At 42.5% G+C, this 19,393-nt stretch carries 16 protein-coding genes and 1 other annotated feature; of the genes, 15 read left to right on the forward strand and 1 reads right to left on the reverse strand.

All coding sequences use genetic code 11. The features are described from left to right. Nucleotides 1-408 precede the first annotated feature (408 nt). Nucleotides 409-1,959 (forward strand): hypothetical protein, encoded by a 1,551-nt coding sequence (locus PG418_RS05190; protein ID WP_349096445.1) that lies wholly within the window; start codon nucleotides 409-411, stop codon nucleotides 1,957-1,959. Between the two features lie 250 nt (nucleotides 1,960-2,209). On the opposite strand, the gene PG418_RS05195 is transcribed toward PG418_RS05190, so the two are convergent. After that, nucleotides 2,210-3,430 (reverse strand): 6-phosphofructokinase, encoded by a 1,221-nt coding sequence (locus tag PG418_RS05195; RefSeq protein WP_055262322.1) that lies wholly within the window; start codon nucleotides 3,428-3,430, stop codon nucleotides 2,210-2,212. A gap of 143 nt (nucleotides 3,431-3,573) precedes the next feature. Between PG418_RS05195 and PG418_RS05200 the strand changes: the two genes are divergently transcribed. The 14 genes from PG418_RS05200 to PG418_RS05265 all read left to right on the forward strand — a co-directional run bounded on the left by PG418_RS05200 (nucleotide 3,574) and on the right by PG418_RS05265 (nucleotide 18,938). Then, the gene (locus PG418_RS05200; protein ID WP_195255647.1) at nucleotides 3,574-4,590 is read left to right on the forward strand and encodes a glycosyltransferase family 2 protein; all 1,017 of its coding nucleotides are present in this window, start codon (nucleotides 3,574-3,576) and stop codon (nucleotides 4,588-4,590) included. Nucleotides 4,591-4,652: 62 nt separating this feature from the next. After that, nucleotides 4,653-4,898, forward strand: a binding site (T-box leader). 122 nt (nucleotides 4,899-5,020) lie between these two features. Beyond that, nucleotides 5,021-6,055 (forward strand): bile acid:sodium symporter family protein, encoded by a 1,035-nt coding sequence (locus tag PG418_RS05205; protein ID WP_008369831.1) that lies wholly within the window; start codon nucleotides 5,021-5,023, stop codon nucleotides 6,053-6,055. A 67-nt stretch (nucleotides 6,056-6,122) separates the two neighbouring features. Continuing rightward, nucleotides 6,123-7,877, forward strand: a complete 1,755-nt coding sequence (locus PG418_RS05210; RefSeq protein ID WP_498837165.1) for a S8 family peptidase — start codon at nucleotides 6,123-6,125, stop codon at nucleotides 7,875-7,877. 159 nt (nucleotides 7,878-8,036) lie between these two features. Continuing rightward, nucleotides 8,037-8,225, forward strand: coding sequence for a hypothetical protein (locus PG418_RS05215; protein ID WP_173687137.1), 189 nt, complete (start codon nucleotides 8,037-8,039; stop codon nucleotides 8,223-8,225). Between the two features lie 50 nt (nucleotides 8,226-8,275). Then, nucleotides 8,276-9,346, forward strand: coding sequence for a 16S rRNA (cytosine(1402)-N(4))-methyltransferase RsmH (rsmH, locus tag PG418_RS05220; protein WP_055156036.1), 1,071 nt, complete (start codon nucleotides 8,276-8,278; stop codon nucleotides 9,344-9,346). 39 nt (nucleotides 9,347-9,385) lie between these two features. Continuing rightward, nucleotides 9,386-9,643 carry a type 1 periplasmic-binding domain-containing protein gene (locus PG418_RS05225; RefSeq protein ID WP_256171008.1) on the forward strand — a complete coding sequence of 86 codons (258 nt, stop codon included), beginning with the start codon at nucleotides 9,386-9,388 and terminating at the stop codon, nucleotides 9,641-9,643. Between the two features lie 253 nt (nucleotides 9,644-9,896). Further along, on the forward strand, nucleotides 9,897-10,772 hold the full coding sequence (locus tag PG418_RS05230; protein WP_022220447.1) for a YitT family protein: 876 nt from the start codon (nucleotides 9,897-9,899) through the stop codon (nucleotides 10,770-10,772). A gap of 15 nt (nucleotides 10,773-10,787) precedes the next feature. After that, entirely contained in the window at nucleotides 10,788-11,459 is a 672-nt protein-coding gene (locus PG418_RS05235; protein WP_498837166.1) for a response regulator transcription factor, read from the forward strand. Beyond that, nucleotides 11,456-12,478: a sensor histidine kinase gene (locus PG418_RS05240; protein ID WP_117557153.1), complete on the forward strand. Its 1,023-nt coding sequence runs from the start codon at nucleotides 11,456-11,458 to the stop codon at nucleotides 12,476-12,478. The genes PG418_RS05235 and PG418_RS05240 overlap by 4 nt, the downstream gene beginning before the upstream one ends. Nucleotides 12,479-12,898: 420 nt before the next feature. Continuing rightward, nucleotides 12,899-13,666 carry an ABC transporter ATP-binding protein gene (locus tag PG418_RS05245; protein ID WP_195367959.1) on the forward strand — a complete coding sequence of 256 codons (768 nt, stop codon included), beginning with the start codon at nucleotides 12,899-12,901 and terminating at the stop codon, nucleotides 13,664-13,666. Then, nucleotides 13,659-15,623: an FtsX-like permease family protein gene (locus tag PG418_RS05250; protein WP_498837167.1), complete on the forward strand. Its 1,965-nt coding sequence runs from the start codon at nucleotides 13,659-13,661 to the stop codon at nucleotides 15,621-15,623. Before PG418_RS05245 ends, PG418_RS05250 begins: the two co-directional genes overlap by 8 nt. 217 nt (nucleotides 15,624-15,840) lie before the next feature. Next, nucleotides 15,841-16,392, forward strand: coding sequence for a nucleotidyl transferase family protein (locus tag PG418_RS05255; protein ID WP_055156041.1), 552 nt, complete (start codon nucleotides 15,841-15,843; stop codon nucleotides 16,390-16,392). Nucleotides 16,393-16,406: 14 nt separating this feature from the next. Continuing rightward, complete coding sequence (locus PG418_RS05260) at nucleotides 16,407-17,783, forward strand: 5-bromo-4-chloroindolyl phosphate hydrolysis family protein (RefSeq protein WP_498837168.1); 1,377 nt, start codon at nucleotides 16,407-16,409, stop codon at nucleotides 17,781-17,783. A gap of 21 nt (nucleotides 17,784-17,804) precedes the next feature. After that, on the forward strand, nucleotides 17,805-18,938 hold the full coding sequence (locus PG418_RS05265) for a toxic anion resistance protein (RefSeq protein WP_022220821.1): 1,134 nt from the start codon (nucleotides 17,805-17,807) through the stop codon (nucleotides 18,936-18,938). The last annotated feature ends 455 nt before the right edge of the window (nucleotides 18,939-19,393 follow it).

Below are 19,393 nucleotides of genomic sequence, written 5' to 3' on the forward strand. Positions count from 1 at the left end.
TCGCCAAAGGCGATTTAAAATGGCGAGATGCGTTGCTGGTCACAGGTACTGTGAACAGTAACCAATCTGGCAGAATGCACAAGACAGGGAATCCTTGTGACTGTCAGAGGATTATAGAAAATAAAAAGATCAGTGACTGATTTTAGAACAAAAAGTTTGTGAATTATTAAAAAAAGTTCTGCTTGTAAAGTGGCAGATGTCAGTGTATAGTGAAGTCACTCTAATTCGATTCTAATTTTATTTTATAGGAAATTGCATCCGGTATAATGAAATACTCTGAAGATACGCCGGGTGACATTCTCTGCTTTGAAACAGATCACAAGAAAAGTATATGATATCAGACACATGATTCGATGTGACATTTTCAGGACAAGTTAATATGAATGAACAGACACAGGGAGGAACAGGATGGAAGAAAGAAGAGACTATGCGGTACTCCGTTTTGTGGATCAGAATGGCTGGAGTTATATGGTAAATGACTATGCAAAAGGCTGTTCTTTGATGGAGTATATCAAACAGGGGATCCGGGTGGAAAAAGAAACAGTATTTGACTGGATCAGACAGCTTTCAAAACAGCTGGAACAGTATTATCGTTGTGGAAATGAGGATGCGGCGTATGGATATGTGAACCCATATGCAGTGATCATAACCGGAGACGGAATGCTTTGTCTTCTGGATATCAATGAACCGGAAAACGAGGAACTTTTAAAGCAGATGAAGAAGAAAAAGCTTCGTATGCTTTTTGTAAGGAAAGAAAGGGTTCTTTCGCAGAAGACAGAACGGTCGGATGATCTGTATGGTCTGGCAAAGATAATGGAATTTACAGCAGAAAAATGTCTGGATCCAAAGGCATTTACACGGAAAGAAGAGCGAGTCTGGAAAAGAATGCTTGGAAAGTGTTATAGCAGTGGGAAAAATGCCATAAAAGTATTAAAAAATATGCAAAAAGAAATTGGTTTTCTGGAAAGGGAAATGGAAAGACCGAGGGATAAGGTTTCGGCAAAAAAGATTTTGCTTGCAATTCTGGCGGTTTGTATCATGAGTGCAGTAATCATCGGAGGGACAGTGAAAAAGCCGGAAACAAAAGCGATTGCAGCGGATCAGGATCAGCCAGAGGCGGGAGTTCAGGAAGGAGTAAAGGAGAAAAAGGAGACAAAAGAGGTTGTGGAACAAAATGGGGACAGTCCTTATCTGGAAATGGGACTTATTTATTATGTAGCGTGGGAAGATTATGTGAACAGCCTGGATAGTCTCGATAAGGAAATGCAGGAGACAGAGTTTTCCGATGCATACCGGGTAGTCATAGCGAGTCTGGAAGAAGGGAGTATACAGCAGGAGGATGGATTAAACGCAGAAGATGCAGTAAAAAAAATATTAGATGAATTGGAGAAACGTGCAGAAAAAATACAGATGAAAGTGTATTTGTACCAATACCCGCTATTGAAGGTAAGTGTTCTGGAAGAGAGTGAAAAATGGCACAGGCTGACAAAGAGAATTGGTGAGGAGATGATTAGAAGACAGGCGTGGTACCGGTGGGATACAAATGGAGAAAAGGAGTGTGAGGTCAGAAAATATCTTGCAGAAAGCTATTTTAAACTTGGTGAGAATTTAAAAGCAGCTGAACAATATGAACAGATCAGAAAATTAGAATCGAATGAAGAAGAATTAGAAGAGATTTATGAAAAGCTGCAGTTGATTTATGAAGAAGCGCAGGAATATGAGAAAGTGTGGGAGATCAGCAGAGAGGCGGTTGAAGTATTACCGGATTCAGAAAGGTTGTGGATGAACTATCTGGAGCGTTATTGTGAGAATCCGGAAATGGAAAGAGAATTATGTGCAGAAGCAGTAAAAAAGGCCATCCAAGCAGTTCCTGAGCTTGCAGAATCAGAAGCGTTTAAACAGCTTCAGGGAAAATATAAAATTGTGATCGATGGAGAAAATATCCGGGTTGGAGAATAAAACGCTGAAAGAAATTTTTGAAAAAGTCCCATAAAAGGGAGGATGCCGGGTGACTTAAAAGCCCCCGGCATGTATTATGAAAAAGTTATTCTATTATTAACTTCTGCACGTCTTATTAAATGATTTGTTTGAAATCTTTTATCTTTTATGTTCTTCATTTGATGATTCTAGTATATAAAACACTTGTGAAGAAAGAGTGTTTAACAAATGAAGGATTTTTGAAAGATAAATGAACAAATTGTGAACAAGACTATTTGCGGAATGCGAAGTATGGAAGTCCATCTTTCATAGGTACTTCTACACTTCCCCGGATCAGTGGACGGGCATAAGCGATGAATTCATCTCCGATGTCGGAACCGTCTTTTGTGATCCATTCTTCAGGAACAGCTTTTTCTTTATTGCAGATTTCGTTTACGTCTGCAGTTCCGAATTCAAGGATGTATGGGTCATCACTCTTACGGATAAAATTGATCATCTTTCCTGTTTCACCATCTAAAGCGGCACTTACAGCAAAACGGCCGGAAGCAGCGGCTTCGTCCAGATCTGTGGCAGATAAACAGGAGGAAGAGCATCTCTGGCAGACATTGAGCTCCACAGAGCGTACTTTGATACCAAGCTTTTCTTTTACGAGATTTTCAAGATACTTTCCGGAGCCAGTCAGCATTTTATGACCGAAAGTATCTGTGCCGACATCACTTGCAAGCTCGCAGACAAAGGTTCCGTTACCATCGTTGATTCCTTCGGAAATGCAGACAACGAGATTAGAAGTTTTAGTAAGCTTTTCTTTTACCTTTTCGATAAATGCATCCGGGGAGAAAGCAACTTCCGGAAGATAAATAAGAACCGGATTATCGCCTTTAAATTTGCGGGCAAGAACGCTTGCGGCAGTCAGCCATCCGGCATGGCGTCCCATGATCTCGACGATGGTGACAGATGGTTTATTATCATAGACAGAGGCATCAATTGCAATTTCGCGTACTGTAGAAGCAACATATTTGGCAGCACTTCCGTAGCCCGGGGTATGATCGGTCAGAACCAGATCGTTGTCGATGGTTTTCGGAACTCCGATGATGCGGATATCACTTCCGACTGTTGCTGCGTAGCGGGATAATTTACTTACGGTATCCATAGAATCATTTCCGCCAATATAGAAGAAATAGCTGATTTCTTTTTCGGTAAATTTCTGGAAAAGTTCAGGATAAACCGGATCAGAAAGATCTTCCGGTAATTTATAACGGCAGGAACCAAGATAAGAACCCGGTGTGGTGCGGATACGTTCCAGTTCGCCATTTTCTTTTAAAGGTGCCATGTCCATTGTGTGATTGGCAAGAAAACCTTCGATACCGTTGATCATACCGATGACATTATCAATCTCCGGATTTGCCAGACCTTCTGAGACAACACCATAAAGACTTCCGTTGATTACAGCAGTAGGACCACCTGATTGTCCGACCAGTAAATTGTGATTCATAGTTGAAATCCTCCTCTTTATTCATAGTAATCATATAGCTTTAACTATAGCCGAAAAATGTGAAATTTACAATATCAGTTGGAAAACAAAAAAAATTAGGCTATACTAGGAACGTGAGCTTTAAATTGAGAAGGAGAATACACATGAAATATATATCGTTTGCGATTCCGTGTTATAACTCGGCAGCTTATATGGACCGGGCAGTGGAATCTATTTTAAAAGGTGGAGAAGATGTAGAGATCATCATAGTTAATGACGGATCAAAGGATGATACTTCAAAGATTGCACATGAGTATGAAGAAAAGTATCCGACGATCGTCCGTGCAGTTGATAAGGAAAATGGTGGACACGGAGATGCGGTCAATGCAGGTCTTGACCACGCAGAGGGAAAATATTTTAAAGTTGTGGACAGTGATGACTGGGTAGATGAAGAAGCACTGTACAAGATCCTGGATGTTCTGAAAAAGTTTGAAGAGGAAGAAAAGCAGGTGGATATGCTGCTTGCCAATTATGTATACGAAAAAGAAGGAATGGAGCACAAGAAAGTGATTGAGTACAAGAATGTGCTTCCACAGGAAGAGATTTTTGGCTGGAATGATGTGAAACATTTCCATCTGGGACAGTATATTCTGATGCATTCTGTTATTTACCGGACAGATTTCCTGAAATTATGTCAGCTCAGGCTGCCGAAGCATACATTTTATGTGGACAATATTTATGTTTACTATCCACTTCCGCATGTGCGTAAGATGTATTACATGGATGTGGATTTTTATCGTTATTACATTGGAAGAGAAGATCAGTCTGTCAATGAAAAGGTGATGATCAGTCGTGTGGATCAGCAGATCTTTGTCACAAAGTGCATGATTGATATGTATGATATGCGCAAGATTTCTAATAAAAAACTGCGGACCTATATGACTAATTATCTTGCAATTATGATGACGGTATCTTCGATTCTTCTGATTCGTTCCAAAAATGCAGAGAATCTGGAAAAGAAACGGGAGCTGTGGCAGTATCTGAAGAAGAATCACTACAGAACTTATTGGAAGATCCGTTACGGAATCCTTGGACAGACCATGAATCTTCCAGGCAGATCAGGAAGAAAGATTTCGTCTCTGGCGTACATTGTGGCGAGAAGAATTGTCGGATTTAATTAAAATTTCTTCTTGACATTTCCGAAGAGAAGACTATAATAACTGTTAAAGTAAATATGGTTCACCAAAATTCGTTGATGAGAACAAAGTCGTATCCGTCATTATTTTCAGAGAGCCTGTGGATGGTGTGAACAGGTAATAACCGGATAAGGATATCCTCTCTAAGAAGCGGGTCCAAAGCAGAAAAAATATCTGCAAGTAGACTTTGCCGGGATCCACCGTTATATGGATAGCATATGTTGGTATGTGAAGTGCCGCAGATTATTATCTGTGGAATTAGGGTGGTAACGCGGATTTTATTCGTCCCTTTTCAGATTGATTCTGGAAAGGGACTTTTTTGTTGCTGTGTATACAAAAAAATCCTGTGAATTTTGTTATCGGAAGATTAGAAGAACAGTTTTGCGTGGACGAAAAGAAAAAGGAGGAAACTGTAATGAAAGCATTACAAAAAGCAAGCAAATTTTTATCAGACTATACATCATTGGTGGTAATCGCTATTGCAGTAGTCACATTCTTTGTACCGGCAATGATGGGATGGGTAAATAACCCATTGTTCGTTGATCCGGTATCCAACAAGTTCACCTGTCAGTCGATCATCATCGGAATCATCATGTTCAGCATGGGACTGACACTGACAACCGAAGATTTTAAGATTCTGGCACAGAGACCTTTTGATATCTGTATCGGCGCAATCGCGCAGTATCTGATCATGCCATTTCTTGCATTTGCACTGACGAAAGTACTTCAGCTTCCGGATGGAATTGCACTTGGTCTGATCCTTGTAGGCTGTTGTCCGGGTGGTGTATCCTCCAATATCATGTCTTATCTGTGTGGCGGAGATGTGGCATTTTCCGTAGGAATGACTACGGTATCCACAATCATTTCACCGGTTATGACACCGCTTATGGTTTCACTTCTTGCAAGCGGAACACATATTACGATCAAAGGACTTCCGATGTTTGTATCTATTGTTGAGACCGTTATTGTTCCGGTAGCTTTTGGATTTTTACTGAATTATCTGTTTGGAAAGAAAAAAACATTTACAGAGCTTCAGAAAGTGATGCCTGGAGTTGCAGTACTTGGACTTGCATGTGTAGTTGGCGGAGTGGTTTCTTCGCAGGGAGACAAATTCTTTGAATCAGGAGTTGTAATTTTTGTGGCAGTATTTCTTCATAATGGACTTGGATATCTGCTGGGATACGGCGCAGGAAGACTGACTGGTATGAATACTGCAAAGAAGAGAACAATCTCCATCGAAGTTGGAATGCAGAACGCCGGACTTGCTACCAACCTTGCAACCACAACGGCACAGTTTGCGGTGGCACCGGAATCCGCAATTATCTGTGCTGTATCCTGTACATGGCATTCTATTTCAGGAACACTTCTCGCAGGATTATTTGCAGCATATGATAAGAGAAAAGCAGGAAAGCCTGCAAATAAAAAGCAGGCTGCAGAAAATGTAGCATAAAATACAGAAATAATTTCGGAATGGTCATCATAAAATATCAGGAATAACTTACAGGGCGTAAGAAGATATGGAAGATCAGAAACTGGAAAATCTTTTAAATCTGGCACTTGGAGCGACGGAAGAAGAAAGAGAAAAATCATTGAACCTGGATGTCGGGTATCATCCGATTGACAGGGAATGGGAATTGATTATTAAATATTCGGGCAATCTGGATCAGGTAAGAGCCTTGGCAATCCAGGTGGTTGAACTTCAGAATGAGTACGCGATCATTCGGATCAGCCAGTCCAGGATTGATTTACTTTCAGATATTCCTGAGGTAGAATATATAGAGAAACCGAAACGTTTATTTTTTCAAATAGCAAATGGGAAGCGGGTATCCTGTATCAATGAGGTGCAGGATACCCGCTTTCTTGATCTGCGTGGACAGGGTGTCCTTGTGGCGATAATTGATTCGGGGATTGATTATGCGAATGAAGATTTTCGGAATGCAGATGGAACGACGAGAATACGGGTGATGTGGGATCAGTCATTAAGACCGAATGCGGATGAAGAGAAGAATCCACCAAAAGGTTATCGGATGGGAGTGGAATTTACCGAGGAGCAGATTAACAGGGCACTTGAGGCTGATTCGTCAGAGGAAAGGAAAAGAATGGTACCAAGTCAGGATATATCCGGTCATGGGACTGCAGTTGCAGGGATTGCTGCCGGAAATGGGCGAGGAAGCGGAAATCTGTATGCCGGTGTGGCACCGGAGAGTGAGCTGATTGTGGTAAAAATGGGGTCGCCTATGCCAGACGGATTTCCACGGACGACAGAACTGATGCAGGCGATGGATTATGTGGTGAGGAAAGCACTGGAATTTCGGATGCCGGTGGCGATCAATCTGAGTTTTGGAAATACATATGGTTCTCATGACGGCAGGAGTCTGGTAGAACGGTATATTGATGATCTGTCGAATTTCTGGAAGAGTGTGATCTGTGTGGGGACCGGAAATGAAGCAGCAAGTGCCGGGCATACTTCCGGGGTGCTGCAGAAAAGAAAAGAAGAAAGAATACAGCTCGCAGTACAGGCAGATGAACCAACATTGAATATTCAGATCTGGAAAGCGTATACGGACGAAGTGGAAATTTCATTTGTATCTCCTGCGGGGACGCGGATCGGTCCAATACAATCTGTTCTCGGTTCACAGAGATTCCGGATCGGGGAAACGGAGATTTTATTATATTATGGAAAACCGAGCCCGTATAATGTCGCGCAGGAGATTTATATTGATATGATTCCGGTGACAGATTATATTACGTCGGGAGTCTGGCAGATCATTTTGAATCCGACAAGGGTTGTGGAAGGGCAGTATGATCTGTGGTTGCCAAGTGAGAATGTATTGAACCGGGGGACAGGATTTTTGTATCCGGATGAAGAAGTGACCTTAACGATTCCTTCGACTGCAGATAAAGTGATATCGGTTGGGGCGTATGATGCGCTTGCTTTTTCCTATGCATCTTTTTCAGGAAGAGGATATACCTGGCAGGATGAAAGGACGAAACCGGATCTTGTGGCACCGGGAGTGAACGTAAGGACGACAGCAGTTGGCGGAGGGATGACAGTGGTGAGTGGAACTTCTTTCGCAACGCCGTTTGTGACAGGAGCATCGGCACTTTTGATGGAATGGGGGATCGTAAGAGGAAATGATCCGTTTTTGTATGGGGAGAAGGTGAAGGCGTATCTCCGGCGCGGGGCGAGAGAGTTGCCGGGATTTGGAAAGTATCCGAACCGTGAGGTGGGATATGGACGACTCTGTTTGGAGAGAAGCCTGCCAGATTAAAATGTTATATTTATAATAACACCTCGAAAAACAACCTGAAAACATAGCTTTATTCAGTTGTTAACCTTAAATTTGTTCAGTTAATAGGTAAAAAGAAAAATTATGCAACATGCACAACTCAAAACTGTATATGCACAAAAATAGGACGATTTGTAAAAAATGCTTTACGCTGATAGAGTGATAGAGTATAGTGAGTTTAAACAAATTAATATTTTGAAGAAAGAAGGCAAAATGGATGGTCAGTTAAAAGTAGCAGCTGTTCAAGTTACAGTCGAACAAAATAATATTAAGAAAAATATGGAAAACGTTGAGAAAATGGCAATGAGTCAACAAAATCGATGGAGTTGACCAGAGATTCGAAAAAACCAAAAATAAATTAACAAGTAAGGAGACAATGCATGTCAGAACAGGAAAAGAACACTGAGCAAGGTGTTCACAAGCGCCGCACAAGGTACAAGGGGAAATATCCACGAAAATTTGAAGAAAAATACAAAGAATTACAGCCGGAGAAATATCAGGACATGATTGCACATGTCATTCAGAAAGGAAATACACCTGCCGGAATGCACATTTCGATCATGGTGCAGGAAATTCTTGACTTCTTGAAGATCCAGCCGGGAGAGGTGGGATTTGATGCAACGCTTGGCTATGGCGGACATACAAAAGCGATGCTGAAATGTCTGGAAGGAAAGGGGCACATTTACGCGACAGATGTAGATCCGGAAGAATCTGCAAAGACAAAAAAACGTCTGGAAGAACAGGGATTTGGGGAGGATATTTTAACAATCCGTCTTCAGAACTTTTGTACTATCGATGAGATTGCAAAAGAAGTTGGGGGATTTGATTTTATTTTGGCTGATCTGGGTGTGTCTTCCATGCAGATTGACAACCCGAAGAGAGGATTTTCTTTCAAAGTGGACGGACCTCTGGATCTGCGACTGAATCAGGAAAAAGGGATCAGTGCAGCCGAGAGACTGGATACAATTTCAAGAGAAGAACTTGCCGGGATGTTATATGAAAATTCGGATGAGCCGTATTGTGAAGAACTGGCAAAGGCAATCACCGAAGAAATCCGGAAAGGACACCGGATTGATACTACGACAAAGCTACGTCAGGTGATCGAACAGACCTTGTCTTTCCTTCCGGAAAATAAGGAGAAAAAAGATATCATCAGGAAGACCTGTCAGCGGACTTTTCAGGCACTTCGAATTGACGTGAATCATGAATTTGAAGTACTCTATGAATTTATGGAAAAACTGCCGGGCACTTTGAAACCGGGGGGAAGAGTAGCAATTCTGACATTCCATTCAGGAGAAGACAAACTGGTGAAGAAAGCTTTAAAAGCAGGATATCGCGAGGGAGTTTATTCCGAATATGCCAAAGATGTAGTCCGGCCTTCGGCAGAAGAGTGTGCACAGAATGGGCGTGCAAGATCTACGAAGATGCGCTGGGCTGTGAAGGCGGAGTAAAAGTAAGTGTAGGCTGATTAGAATATTGACAAAACAAAAATCAAGGATCATAATGCGGTGCAGGAAGAAAAGTTTTTGAATGTGTTAAAATCCAGAATGGTAGATGGGATCATTTATGTCAGTTCGGATTATGCGACCAGTAACAAGCTACTTGCAGATTTATCAATCCCAGTTGTATTTATTGACCGTAAGATTGAAAAGAGTGGTAATATGGGAAGTGTGCAGATTGATAATTATCAGGCTATGAAGGAAGTCGCTGAGTATATCAGTAAAAAAGGATGCAATGGATCGGATTGAAAATATTCTTGGATTTAAGAGATTTGAGCGTCACGTTGGATAAAAAAAGAAGAGTAGAAAGATGCTGCAAAGTTATCAAAACTGATAACAGAGCGGCATCTTTTGTTATTTGAAAAATGATTAAAATATCTAACAGAAAATTATAAGCCGATTTGTACTTTAGTCTACAAATTCAGATGCCGGCGTGATATACTGTATGGAAAAGTTATGAAATATCTGGTATCAAAACGGAAGCAAGGAGGAAAGAAAAAGTATGAACAATTTTTTGCCACAGAAGAGGGGAATGCAGGTTGTCTGGATCATAGTGGGCTGTCTGATCTACGCAGTTGGTCTGAATGTATTTATTATCCCTATGAATTTATACAGCGGGGGAGCAGTCGGTCTTGCACAGCTGTTAAGTTATGGAGCAGGACAGATCGGGATTAAGGAAATTGCAGGTCTGAACCTGTATGGTATCATTTATTTACTGCTCAACATTCCGATTTTATTTATTGCATGGTTTAAAATCGGAAAGACATTTTTTATAAATACAATCCTTGGAACGGTAGGAATCAGTTTATTTACTTCAATCGTACCAACTCCGGCAACAGCAGTGATCGCTGATCCGGTCATTGGAATCATCATCGGTGGTGTTGTAACCGGAGCCGGAATCGGAATCATGCTGACGGCAAAAGGAAGCGGTGGTGGAATCGAGGTTATCGGTATCTGGATGGCGAAAAAATATGCGGGAATGTCTGTTGGAAAACTGGGAACCATCTTCAATCTGATACTGTATGCCATTTATCTTTTAGTTTTTGATATCTCAACGGTGATTTATTCGGTCGTCTACCTGTTCTTCTACACGGTAACTCTGGACAGGATGCATTTTCAGAACATCAATGTGAGAATGCTGATTTTCACGAAGAAGAAGGGAATCGCAGAGGCAATCATGAAAGAAACCGGACGTGGTGTTACGCAGTGGAATGGTGAAGGTGCATTTACGAGTGAACACAATTATGTTCTGGTGACGATCGTGAATAAATTTGAAGTAGAAGATATCCTGAACATGGTGTATTTACTGGATCCGGAAGCATTTACTACGGTAGATGAAGGGGTTAAGGTGTACGGAAACTTCCAGAAGAGAGTTTAGGAGAGTCAGGAATAAATGTATAAAATACTGATTGTTGAAGACGATAACACGATCGCAGAGCGGCTGGCATCGCATTTGAAAAAGTGGAATTATAAGACAGTATGTGTACGTGATTTCAAAAATGTAATGGAAGAATTTAAAAAGACAGATCCACAGCTTGTAATCCTGGATATCGGGCTTCCGTTTTACAACGGATTCTACTGGTGCCAGGAGATCCGGAAGCTGTCCAATGTGCCGATCATCTTTCTGTCATCGATGAATGACAACATGAATATCGTGATGGCAATGAACATGGACGGAGATGAGTTTATCGAGAAGCCGTTTGATCTGAACGTAGTGACAGCAAAGGTGCAGGCGGTGCTTAGAAGAGCATATGCCCTTCAGGGAACGGCAAATATCATTGAGCATGGAGAAATGCTGCTGAATCTGGGAGATGCATCACTTACAATAGCCGGGCAGAAGATTGAACTCACCAAGAATGAGTTCAAGATCTGTCAGATGTTTTTTGAGAGCGCAGGAAAATTTGTGACCAGAGATGCGATCATGACCAGACTCTGGGAAAGTGACGAATTCATCGATGATAATACACTTACAGTAAATGTGGCGAGACTTCGGAAAAAGCTGGAGGAAGCCGGAATGCATGATGTGATCCGGACAAAGAAAGGAATCGGGTACATGCTGGTATGACAGAGATTTTAAGGGCATTTTGGAAAGAAAAAAGACCGGAGAGAATAGCGGTTCTTGTTTCGGGCATTCTCTTTGCAGTCATCTTCTGGATCTATGAAATTCCGGTGGAGATTGCAGGATATGCGTTCCTTCTGGTGATTTTATGGAATGTGATCTGGTTTACACTTGTTTTCATACGATATGAAAAAAGACAAAGAATACTGGAAGAAAATCAGGGAAAAATCCGGACAGAGGCAGGAGGATTTCCGGAGGCAGAAAGCCGGGAAAGCGAAATGTACCAGGAATTGATCCGGCAGCTTTACGAAGAGAAAAAAGAGCTGGAATCCTCTGTGCAGATTGAAAAACAGGAGCTGTCTGATTATTACAGCATGTGGGTTCATCAGATCAAGACTCCAATTGCAGCACTCGGTGTCCTGATCCAGAGCGGGGAAGAACTGGAAGAAGTACAGGAAAGCCCGAAAGCACAGGAACTTACCCGAAGCATGAAAATGGAGGTGTTCCGGATTGAACAATATGTGGATATGGTACTCACCTATCTCAGAATGGGTTCCGCAACCTCCGATTACGCCTTCCGGATCTGCAGCCTGGAAGAAATCGTCCGCCAGGCAGTCCGCAAATATTCCCAGATGTTCATCATGACCAGAACAAGACTTCACCTTGAAATCCAGGATCAGAAGATCCTGACCGATGAAAAGTGGCTGACCTTCGTCATCGAACAAATTCTCTCCAATGCAGTTAAATACGCAAGAGGCGGAGAAATTTCAATCTACACAGAAGAAAAAACTCTGGTGATCTCCGATAACGGAATCGGCATTGCAGAAGAGGACCTCCCAAGAATCTTCGAAAAAGGCTTTACCGGTTACAATGGAAGAGCAAATAAAAAGTCCACTGGAATAGGATTATATCTCTGTAAGACAATCATAGATCGTCTCCATCATACTATCTGGATTGAATCAAAACCAGAAAAAGGAACAAAAGTATACTTAAATTTTGACCGTGAACATCGGCGGATAGAGTAAAAAATTCAATCGGTGAAAGATTTAGAAAACCTTCAACAACGGAATCAAACTATAATTTACTTTTTGGCAGGGATCGACCAATCGAAAATGCTCATCCATTTGAACTACACAGCCGCCAGAAAAAATAAATATGGAAAATTCCATGTTTGTGCAATGGAGATGAAACACAGGAATCATGGAGGCCATTGCCGAACATGATTCCCGTCCTAAGTGGTTCATCGGAATGGTTTGCACAAAGGAATTTGGAATATTTATTTTTTCTGGCGGCGTCTCTTTCACCAAAATAAGTCTTTTCCAACCCGATCCTTACAAAAATGTAAGAAACCCCACACAAATTGTCATTTACTTCGATGGAAGGAAATCCCTTACTTTTTTATAATGACTTTATCAAATAAAAAAGAAGGGCAGGTCATAAAAACCATGGCATTACTTGATGTAAAGAACGTAAAAAAGATATACACAACCCGTTTCGGAGGAAACCAGGTAGAGGCGCTGCATAACGTCAGCTTTTCCGTAGAAGCAGGCGAATATGTAGCAATTATGGGAGAAAGCGGAAGCGGCAAAACTACACTTCTGAATATCCTGGCTGCACTTGATAAGCCGACTGGTGGAAAGGTTTACTTAAAAGGGAATGATCTCGGCAAGATCCGGGAAAAAGAGATGGCAGCATTCCGGCGGCAGAATCTTGGATTCGTCTTTCAGGATTTCAACCTTTTGGATACACTGACCCTGAAGGATAATATTTTCCTTCCGCTGGTCCTGTCTGGAAAGAAATACACGGAAATGGAGAGCCGGATCGCGCCGATCGCAGAGCAGCTGGGGATCAGTAAGCTTCTGAACAAATATCCATATGAAGTATCCGGTGGGCAGAAGCAGAGAGCAGCCGTTGCACGTGCTCTAATCACACAACCGCAACTGATCCTTGCCGATGAACCGACCGGTGCGCTGGATTCCAGATCGACGGATGAGCTTCTGGGACTCTTTAATGCGATCAACGATAACGGGCAGACGATTGTCATGGTAACGCACAGTGTCAAAGCAGCGAGCACGGCAAAGAGAGTCCTCTTCATCAAGGATGGGGAAGTTTTCCATCAGCTTTACCGTGGCAATCTGACCAGTGACGAGATGTACCAGAAGATCACCGATACCTTGACGGTTCTCACAACAGGAGGTGAGCACCGTGAATAGATCGATTTACACAAAGCTTGCCATTTCCAATCTGAAAAATAACCGGAAGTCATATATTCCCTATGTATTGACGGCCATTTTAACGGTGATGATGTATTATATGATGGCAAATCTGGCGGCAAATTCGCCAATGAACCAGGAAGCATTACAGATCATTTTAAGTCTGAGTGTTCATGTAATTGAAATATTTGCACTGATCTTTCTATTTTACACCAACAGTTTTCTGATCAAAAGAAGGAAAAGAGAAATCGGAGTGTATCACATTCTCGGAATGGGGAAACCGCAGCTTGCGAAAATGCTGGTGATCGAGACGGTTGTAACCGGTGCGGTCAGTATTCTGGGTGGAATCTTTTTCGGAACTGCGCTTGCAAAGCTGATGTATGCACTTCTGAAAAGAATGATTCATTATGACGATAAACTGGCATTTCGGATGTCATGGGAGATTGCCGGAAATACCGTTCTCTTTTTCACGCTGATCTTTGCATTGACTCTGATCTATAATCTTTTGCAGATCCGGCTTGCCAATCCGATCGAGCTTCTGCGTGCGGGGAGTCAGGGCGAGCGGGAGCCGAAAACCAAATGGCTTCTGACTGTGGCTGGTATCATTTTCCTTGGGATCGGTTATTACATTGCGATTACGACAAAAGAACCACTTAAGGCGCTTCAACTTTTCTTTGTCGCAGTAATCTGTGTCATTATCGGAACCTATGCACTTTTTACAGCAGGGAGTATAGCTTTTTTAAAGCTGCTTCGGAAAAACAAAAATTTCTATTATAAAACAAAGCATTTTATATCCGTATCCGGCATGCTTTACCGGATGAAGCAGAATGCAGTCGGGCTGTCAAATATCTGTGTGCTCAGTACTATGGTTCTGGTGACCATTTCGTCTACCGTATCTTTGTACATCGGAAAGGAGGATGTCTTAAGAACAAGGTATCCGCAGGAAGTGTATATTACAAATTCAGTATCTGATGATGCGGAAAATCAGAAGCTGCACGACATGGTGGAAAAGATCTGCCGGGATAATCAGGTAGAGATCACAGATGAGAAGAGCTGGCATATGGCAGAGTTTGTTAAGATAAAAAACGGAGAAGAATATACCTCTGCGATGATAAAGGATAATTCGTCATCCGATGTGGTGTTTTTTGATGTGATTAGGTTGGCAGATTATAATAAGCTGACCGGCGAAAGGTTGGAGCTTGGGGATAAGGAAGCTATTCTTTTTACAAATGGGGAAAATTATGGAAAGGATACGATCCGGATTGATGAGGAAACATGGATGGTCAAGAAGGAACTGGATACTGCACCTTTTGGAAAGAAGAGTGATTCTAATACAGAAAATGTATATTATATGATCGTCAGTGATGAAAAAGAGTTTATGAAAGATTATCTGGAAAAATACCAGCTCGAGGCAGAGGACAAACCGGTAAAATGGAGGGAGTCATTCAATTTAAGGGGCAGCGAAGATCAGAAGCTGAAAGCTGTCAAAGAGCTGAAAGCACAGGCAGAAAGTGAATTTGAACATACTGGTGTAGAGGGAAGATATCTTGAAAAAGAGACTTTCTTTGGTCTGTATGGCGGTGTGTTTTTTATTGGAATGTATCTTGGAAGCCTGTTCCTGATGGCAACGGTGCTGATCATTTATTACAAACAGATTTCCGAAGGCTTTGATGACAGAGAACGCTATCAGATCATGCAGAAGGTAGGGATGAGCAAACGCGAGGTCAAAAGTTCGATACGCAGCCAGATCCTGATGGTATTCTTCTTGCCGCTTGTGATGGCGATCATTCATATTGCAGTTGCATTTCCGGTGATCACAAAGCTTTTAGCCGTATTTTATCTGAAAAATACAAAGCTGTTCTTCGGATGCACTGCCGGTACAGTGGGAATCTTTGCCGTCTTTTATGTGATCGTATTTGTGATAACAGCAAAAGAATATTATAAAATCGTTGAATAGAAGAAAAAGACAAAAAGGTGACGAAAGTCATCTTTTTGTCGTATACAGAGGTATTTCTTGCTAAGAACGACCGTTCTGTAGTAGAATACAGATAGACTAATTGAAAAGGATTGCGAGAGTGCAAAGCACGTAGCAATCTGGTATCAAAAGGGTTAAAATACCTTTTGACCTCAACATCATTGAAAAGATAAAATTACAGAAAGCAAGGGACGTATAAATGATAGAAAAAGGGCTGGTATATGGAAGATTTCAGATTCTGCATCTCAAACATGTGGAATATATTCTGGCGGCAAAGATGCGCTGCAAAAGGCTTTATATAGGAATCACTATGTCGGATGATCTGCACGTATCAGGGGGTGAGGAAGACAATTACCGGGTAAGACGGAGCGCTAATCCTCTGACTTATATTGAGCGTTATGAGATGCTTCGTGATACGTTGCTCAGTTTCGGAGTGCCGAGAGAAGAGTTTGAGATCATCCCATTTCCGATTGACAGAGTGGAATATCTGGGGCAGTATCTGCCGGAGGGTGCGGTCTGCTTTATGAGTATCTGTGATGAATGGACTGCGAACAATGAGAAGCGTTTTGAGAAGCTTGGAATTCCGGTGGAAGTTCTCTGGAGAAGGACCAAAGAGGAAAAAGGGGTATCAGGTTCCCAGATCCGGCAGAGGATCCTGGCAGATGAAAAGTGGGATGATCTGGTGCCAAAGACCGTTTTTGATTATGTTCTTTCGCACGGAATTGATGACAGGATCAAGTTTTCAAAATAAAGGAGAAGCTGAAAATGCAGGATTGGGAAAGATTTGGAGAAGAGATCAGACGAACCGTGCAGGATGCTGTAGACTCGCAGGATTACCGAAAGCTGAACCAGACGATCACAGATACGATCAACCGGGCAGTGAACGGTGCGGTAAATGGCGCGGAACAGAGCATGCGTTCTTTTGGAAATGCGTTTGATCAGGCAACGAGAAATATGGGAAGAGGTCCGGGAGGACCGCGTGGAAGATATGGACAGATGGGCGGGGCTGACAGATGGGGAAGAACGCCTGGAGGAGGTGTACCTCCGTTTGGAACTTACAGGTGGAGCGGAACGGATGGAAATGGAAGAGCATGGAATCCGGATATGCAGGACTATAAGGCGGAATCACAGGGCAGCAGCCGGTATGGATACAGCAATGCACAGCAGTCACCTGTCTTGTATGGATCGACGACGGGAACAAAGGCAGGCGGAATTGTCATGATCGCAACAGGCGGAAGCATAGCACTTATATTTCTGATTCTGTTCCTTGCATCTTGTATTGCTTCTTTGCCGGAAAGTCCGGGGGCTTTATGGATCATGCGTGCGGTATTTGGACTGTTTACGGCAGCAAGTGGCATGATCACAGGATGGGGCATTAAGCTTCTGAAACAGGTTGGAAGATTCAAAAACTACAGCCGCAGGATTGCAGGCAGAGAGTATTGCAATATTTCGGAGATCGGAAGCAATTCCGGAAAATCCATAAAATTTGTGACAAAGGATCTGGAAAGAATGATTTCTAAAGGCTGGTTCCGTCAGGGGCACATGGATGGTGAGAAGAAATGCCTGATCCTGTCAAACCGTGCTTATGAAGAATATTTACAGATCGAAACCCGCAGACAGCAGTCGAAAGCGGAAGAGCCGGTAAAGAAAGAAGAGAAGACACAGGAAAATACAAAAGAAAAAGAAGCAAAGAATGAAAAGCTGGCACCGGAGGTGCAGAAGATCATTGACCAGGGGGATGCTTTTATCAGAAAGATCCATGAGTGTAATGAAGCCATTCCGGGAGAAGAGATTTCCGCAAAGATCAGCCGGATGGAGATGCTGGTAGACCGGATCTTCGACCGGGTGGAAGAAAATCCACAGTCAGTTTCGGATATCCGTAAGCTGATGGAATATTATCTTCCGACGACGATCAAGCTTCTGGAAGCATATGAACAGCTTGACAGACAGCCGGTTGATGGAGAAAATATCCAGACTGCAAAACGTGAGATTGAGGCAACGCTCGATACTTTAAATACGGCGTTTGAGAAGCTTTTGGATGACCTGTTTCAGGATACCATGTGGGATGTCTCATCGGATATTTCCGTATTGAATACCATGCTTGCACAGGAAGGTCTGAAAGAGGACGGAATGAAAAAATAAAGTCGCAGGAGGAAGAAGAGTATGAACGATTTTGAAGAATTTAATGTGACACCGGAGCTGACACTAGATCCGTTCCAGGAAGAAAAAAAAGAGACTCCGCAGATTTATCAGGAGACAGAACCGGAAACACCGGAGATCGTCCTGACACCGGAAGAAAAGAATATGGTCAGTGCATTTGCAGAAAAAATTGATCTCGCCAATTCGAACATGATTCTTCAGTACGGAGCCGGAACCCAGAAGAAGATCGCAGATTTTTCAGAAAAAGCACTGGAAAATGTAAAAACAAAAGATCTTGGAGAGGTTGGCACACTGTTAAGTGATGTGGTGACAGAACTGAAAGGATTTGATGAGGAAGAGGAAAAAGGATTCCTCGGAATCTTCAAAAAAGGCGGAAACAAGATCCAGGCAATGAAAGCCAAATATGCAAAAGCAGAAACCAATGTAAACAATATTGTCAAAGCACTGGAATCTCACGAAGTGCAGCTTATGAAAGACATTGCGCTTCTGGACAAGATGTATGAAGTGAACTTGACATATTATAAAGAATTGGCCATGTATGTGCTTGCCGGAAAGCAGAAGCTTGCCGAGACAAGAAACGGCGAACTACAGGAACTGAAGAATAAAGCGATGGCAAGTGGACTTGCCGAGGATGCACAGGCAGCAAAAGATCTGGATTCCAGATGTGAACGTTTTGAGAAAAAGCTGCATGATCTGGAACTGACCAAGACAATCGCCATGCAGACCGCACCACAGATCCGTCTGGTACAGGGAAACGACACAATGATGGCAGAAAAAATCCAGTCTACACTCGTCAATACGATCCCACTCTGGAAAAGCCAGATGGTACTCGCCCTTGGTGTAGAACATTCTGCACAGGCAGCCGCAGCCCAGAGAGAGGTCAACGATATGACCAATGAACTCCTGCGCAAGAACGCAGAAAAGCTGAAGATTGCTACTGTAGAGACTGCCAAAGAATCCGAGCGTGGAATCGTAGATATTGAAACCTTAAAAGCAACCAATGAATCGCTGATCGCAACCTTCGATGAAGTCATGCAGATCCAACAGGAAGGCCGCCAGAAACGTCAGCAGGCAGAGGTGGAAATGCAGCGCATCGAAGCTGAACTGAAAGCGAAGCTGTTACAGGTTCAGGGGTAAGCGTTTGGTGGATGACATACAGGCCGGAACAAGTAGATTCTGTTTTTTTATGAGGAGAAAGCGGCGAAGAGTCCATAGGTAAAAAGGTAGCCGGTAATTTTGGATACCGGACTGATTCGCTGAATAATCTTGATGATTATTCGGCTCAGCAGTCCTCTGGATTTCGTGTATGAAACACGAAATCAGATCCAAATTACCGGCTGCCTTTTTACAACGGACTCTAATCGCCGCTTTCTAACATAAAAAAACAGAATCTACTTGTCCCTGCCTTGCTGTATTCCACGGGGGGACGCCTGGAGGCTGCCCCCGTTATGGGGTGGGTGCGAGTGAATGGAATAGTAGATAGTAGGAATAAAGTGCTTGTGTGAATGTTTCTGAAATTAAAAGTTATCAAGACATAGACATAAAGGACTCCGTTTTCTGTGATTAGAAACGGTGCTAGAGTCTGTTAGAAA

This window comes from Bariatricus sp. TF06-38A (genome assembly GCF_027690675.1).
Taxonomy (GTDB): Bacteria; Bacillota; Clostridia; order Lachnospirales; family Lachnospiraceae; genus Allocoprococcus; species Allocoprococcus comes.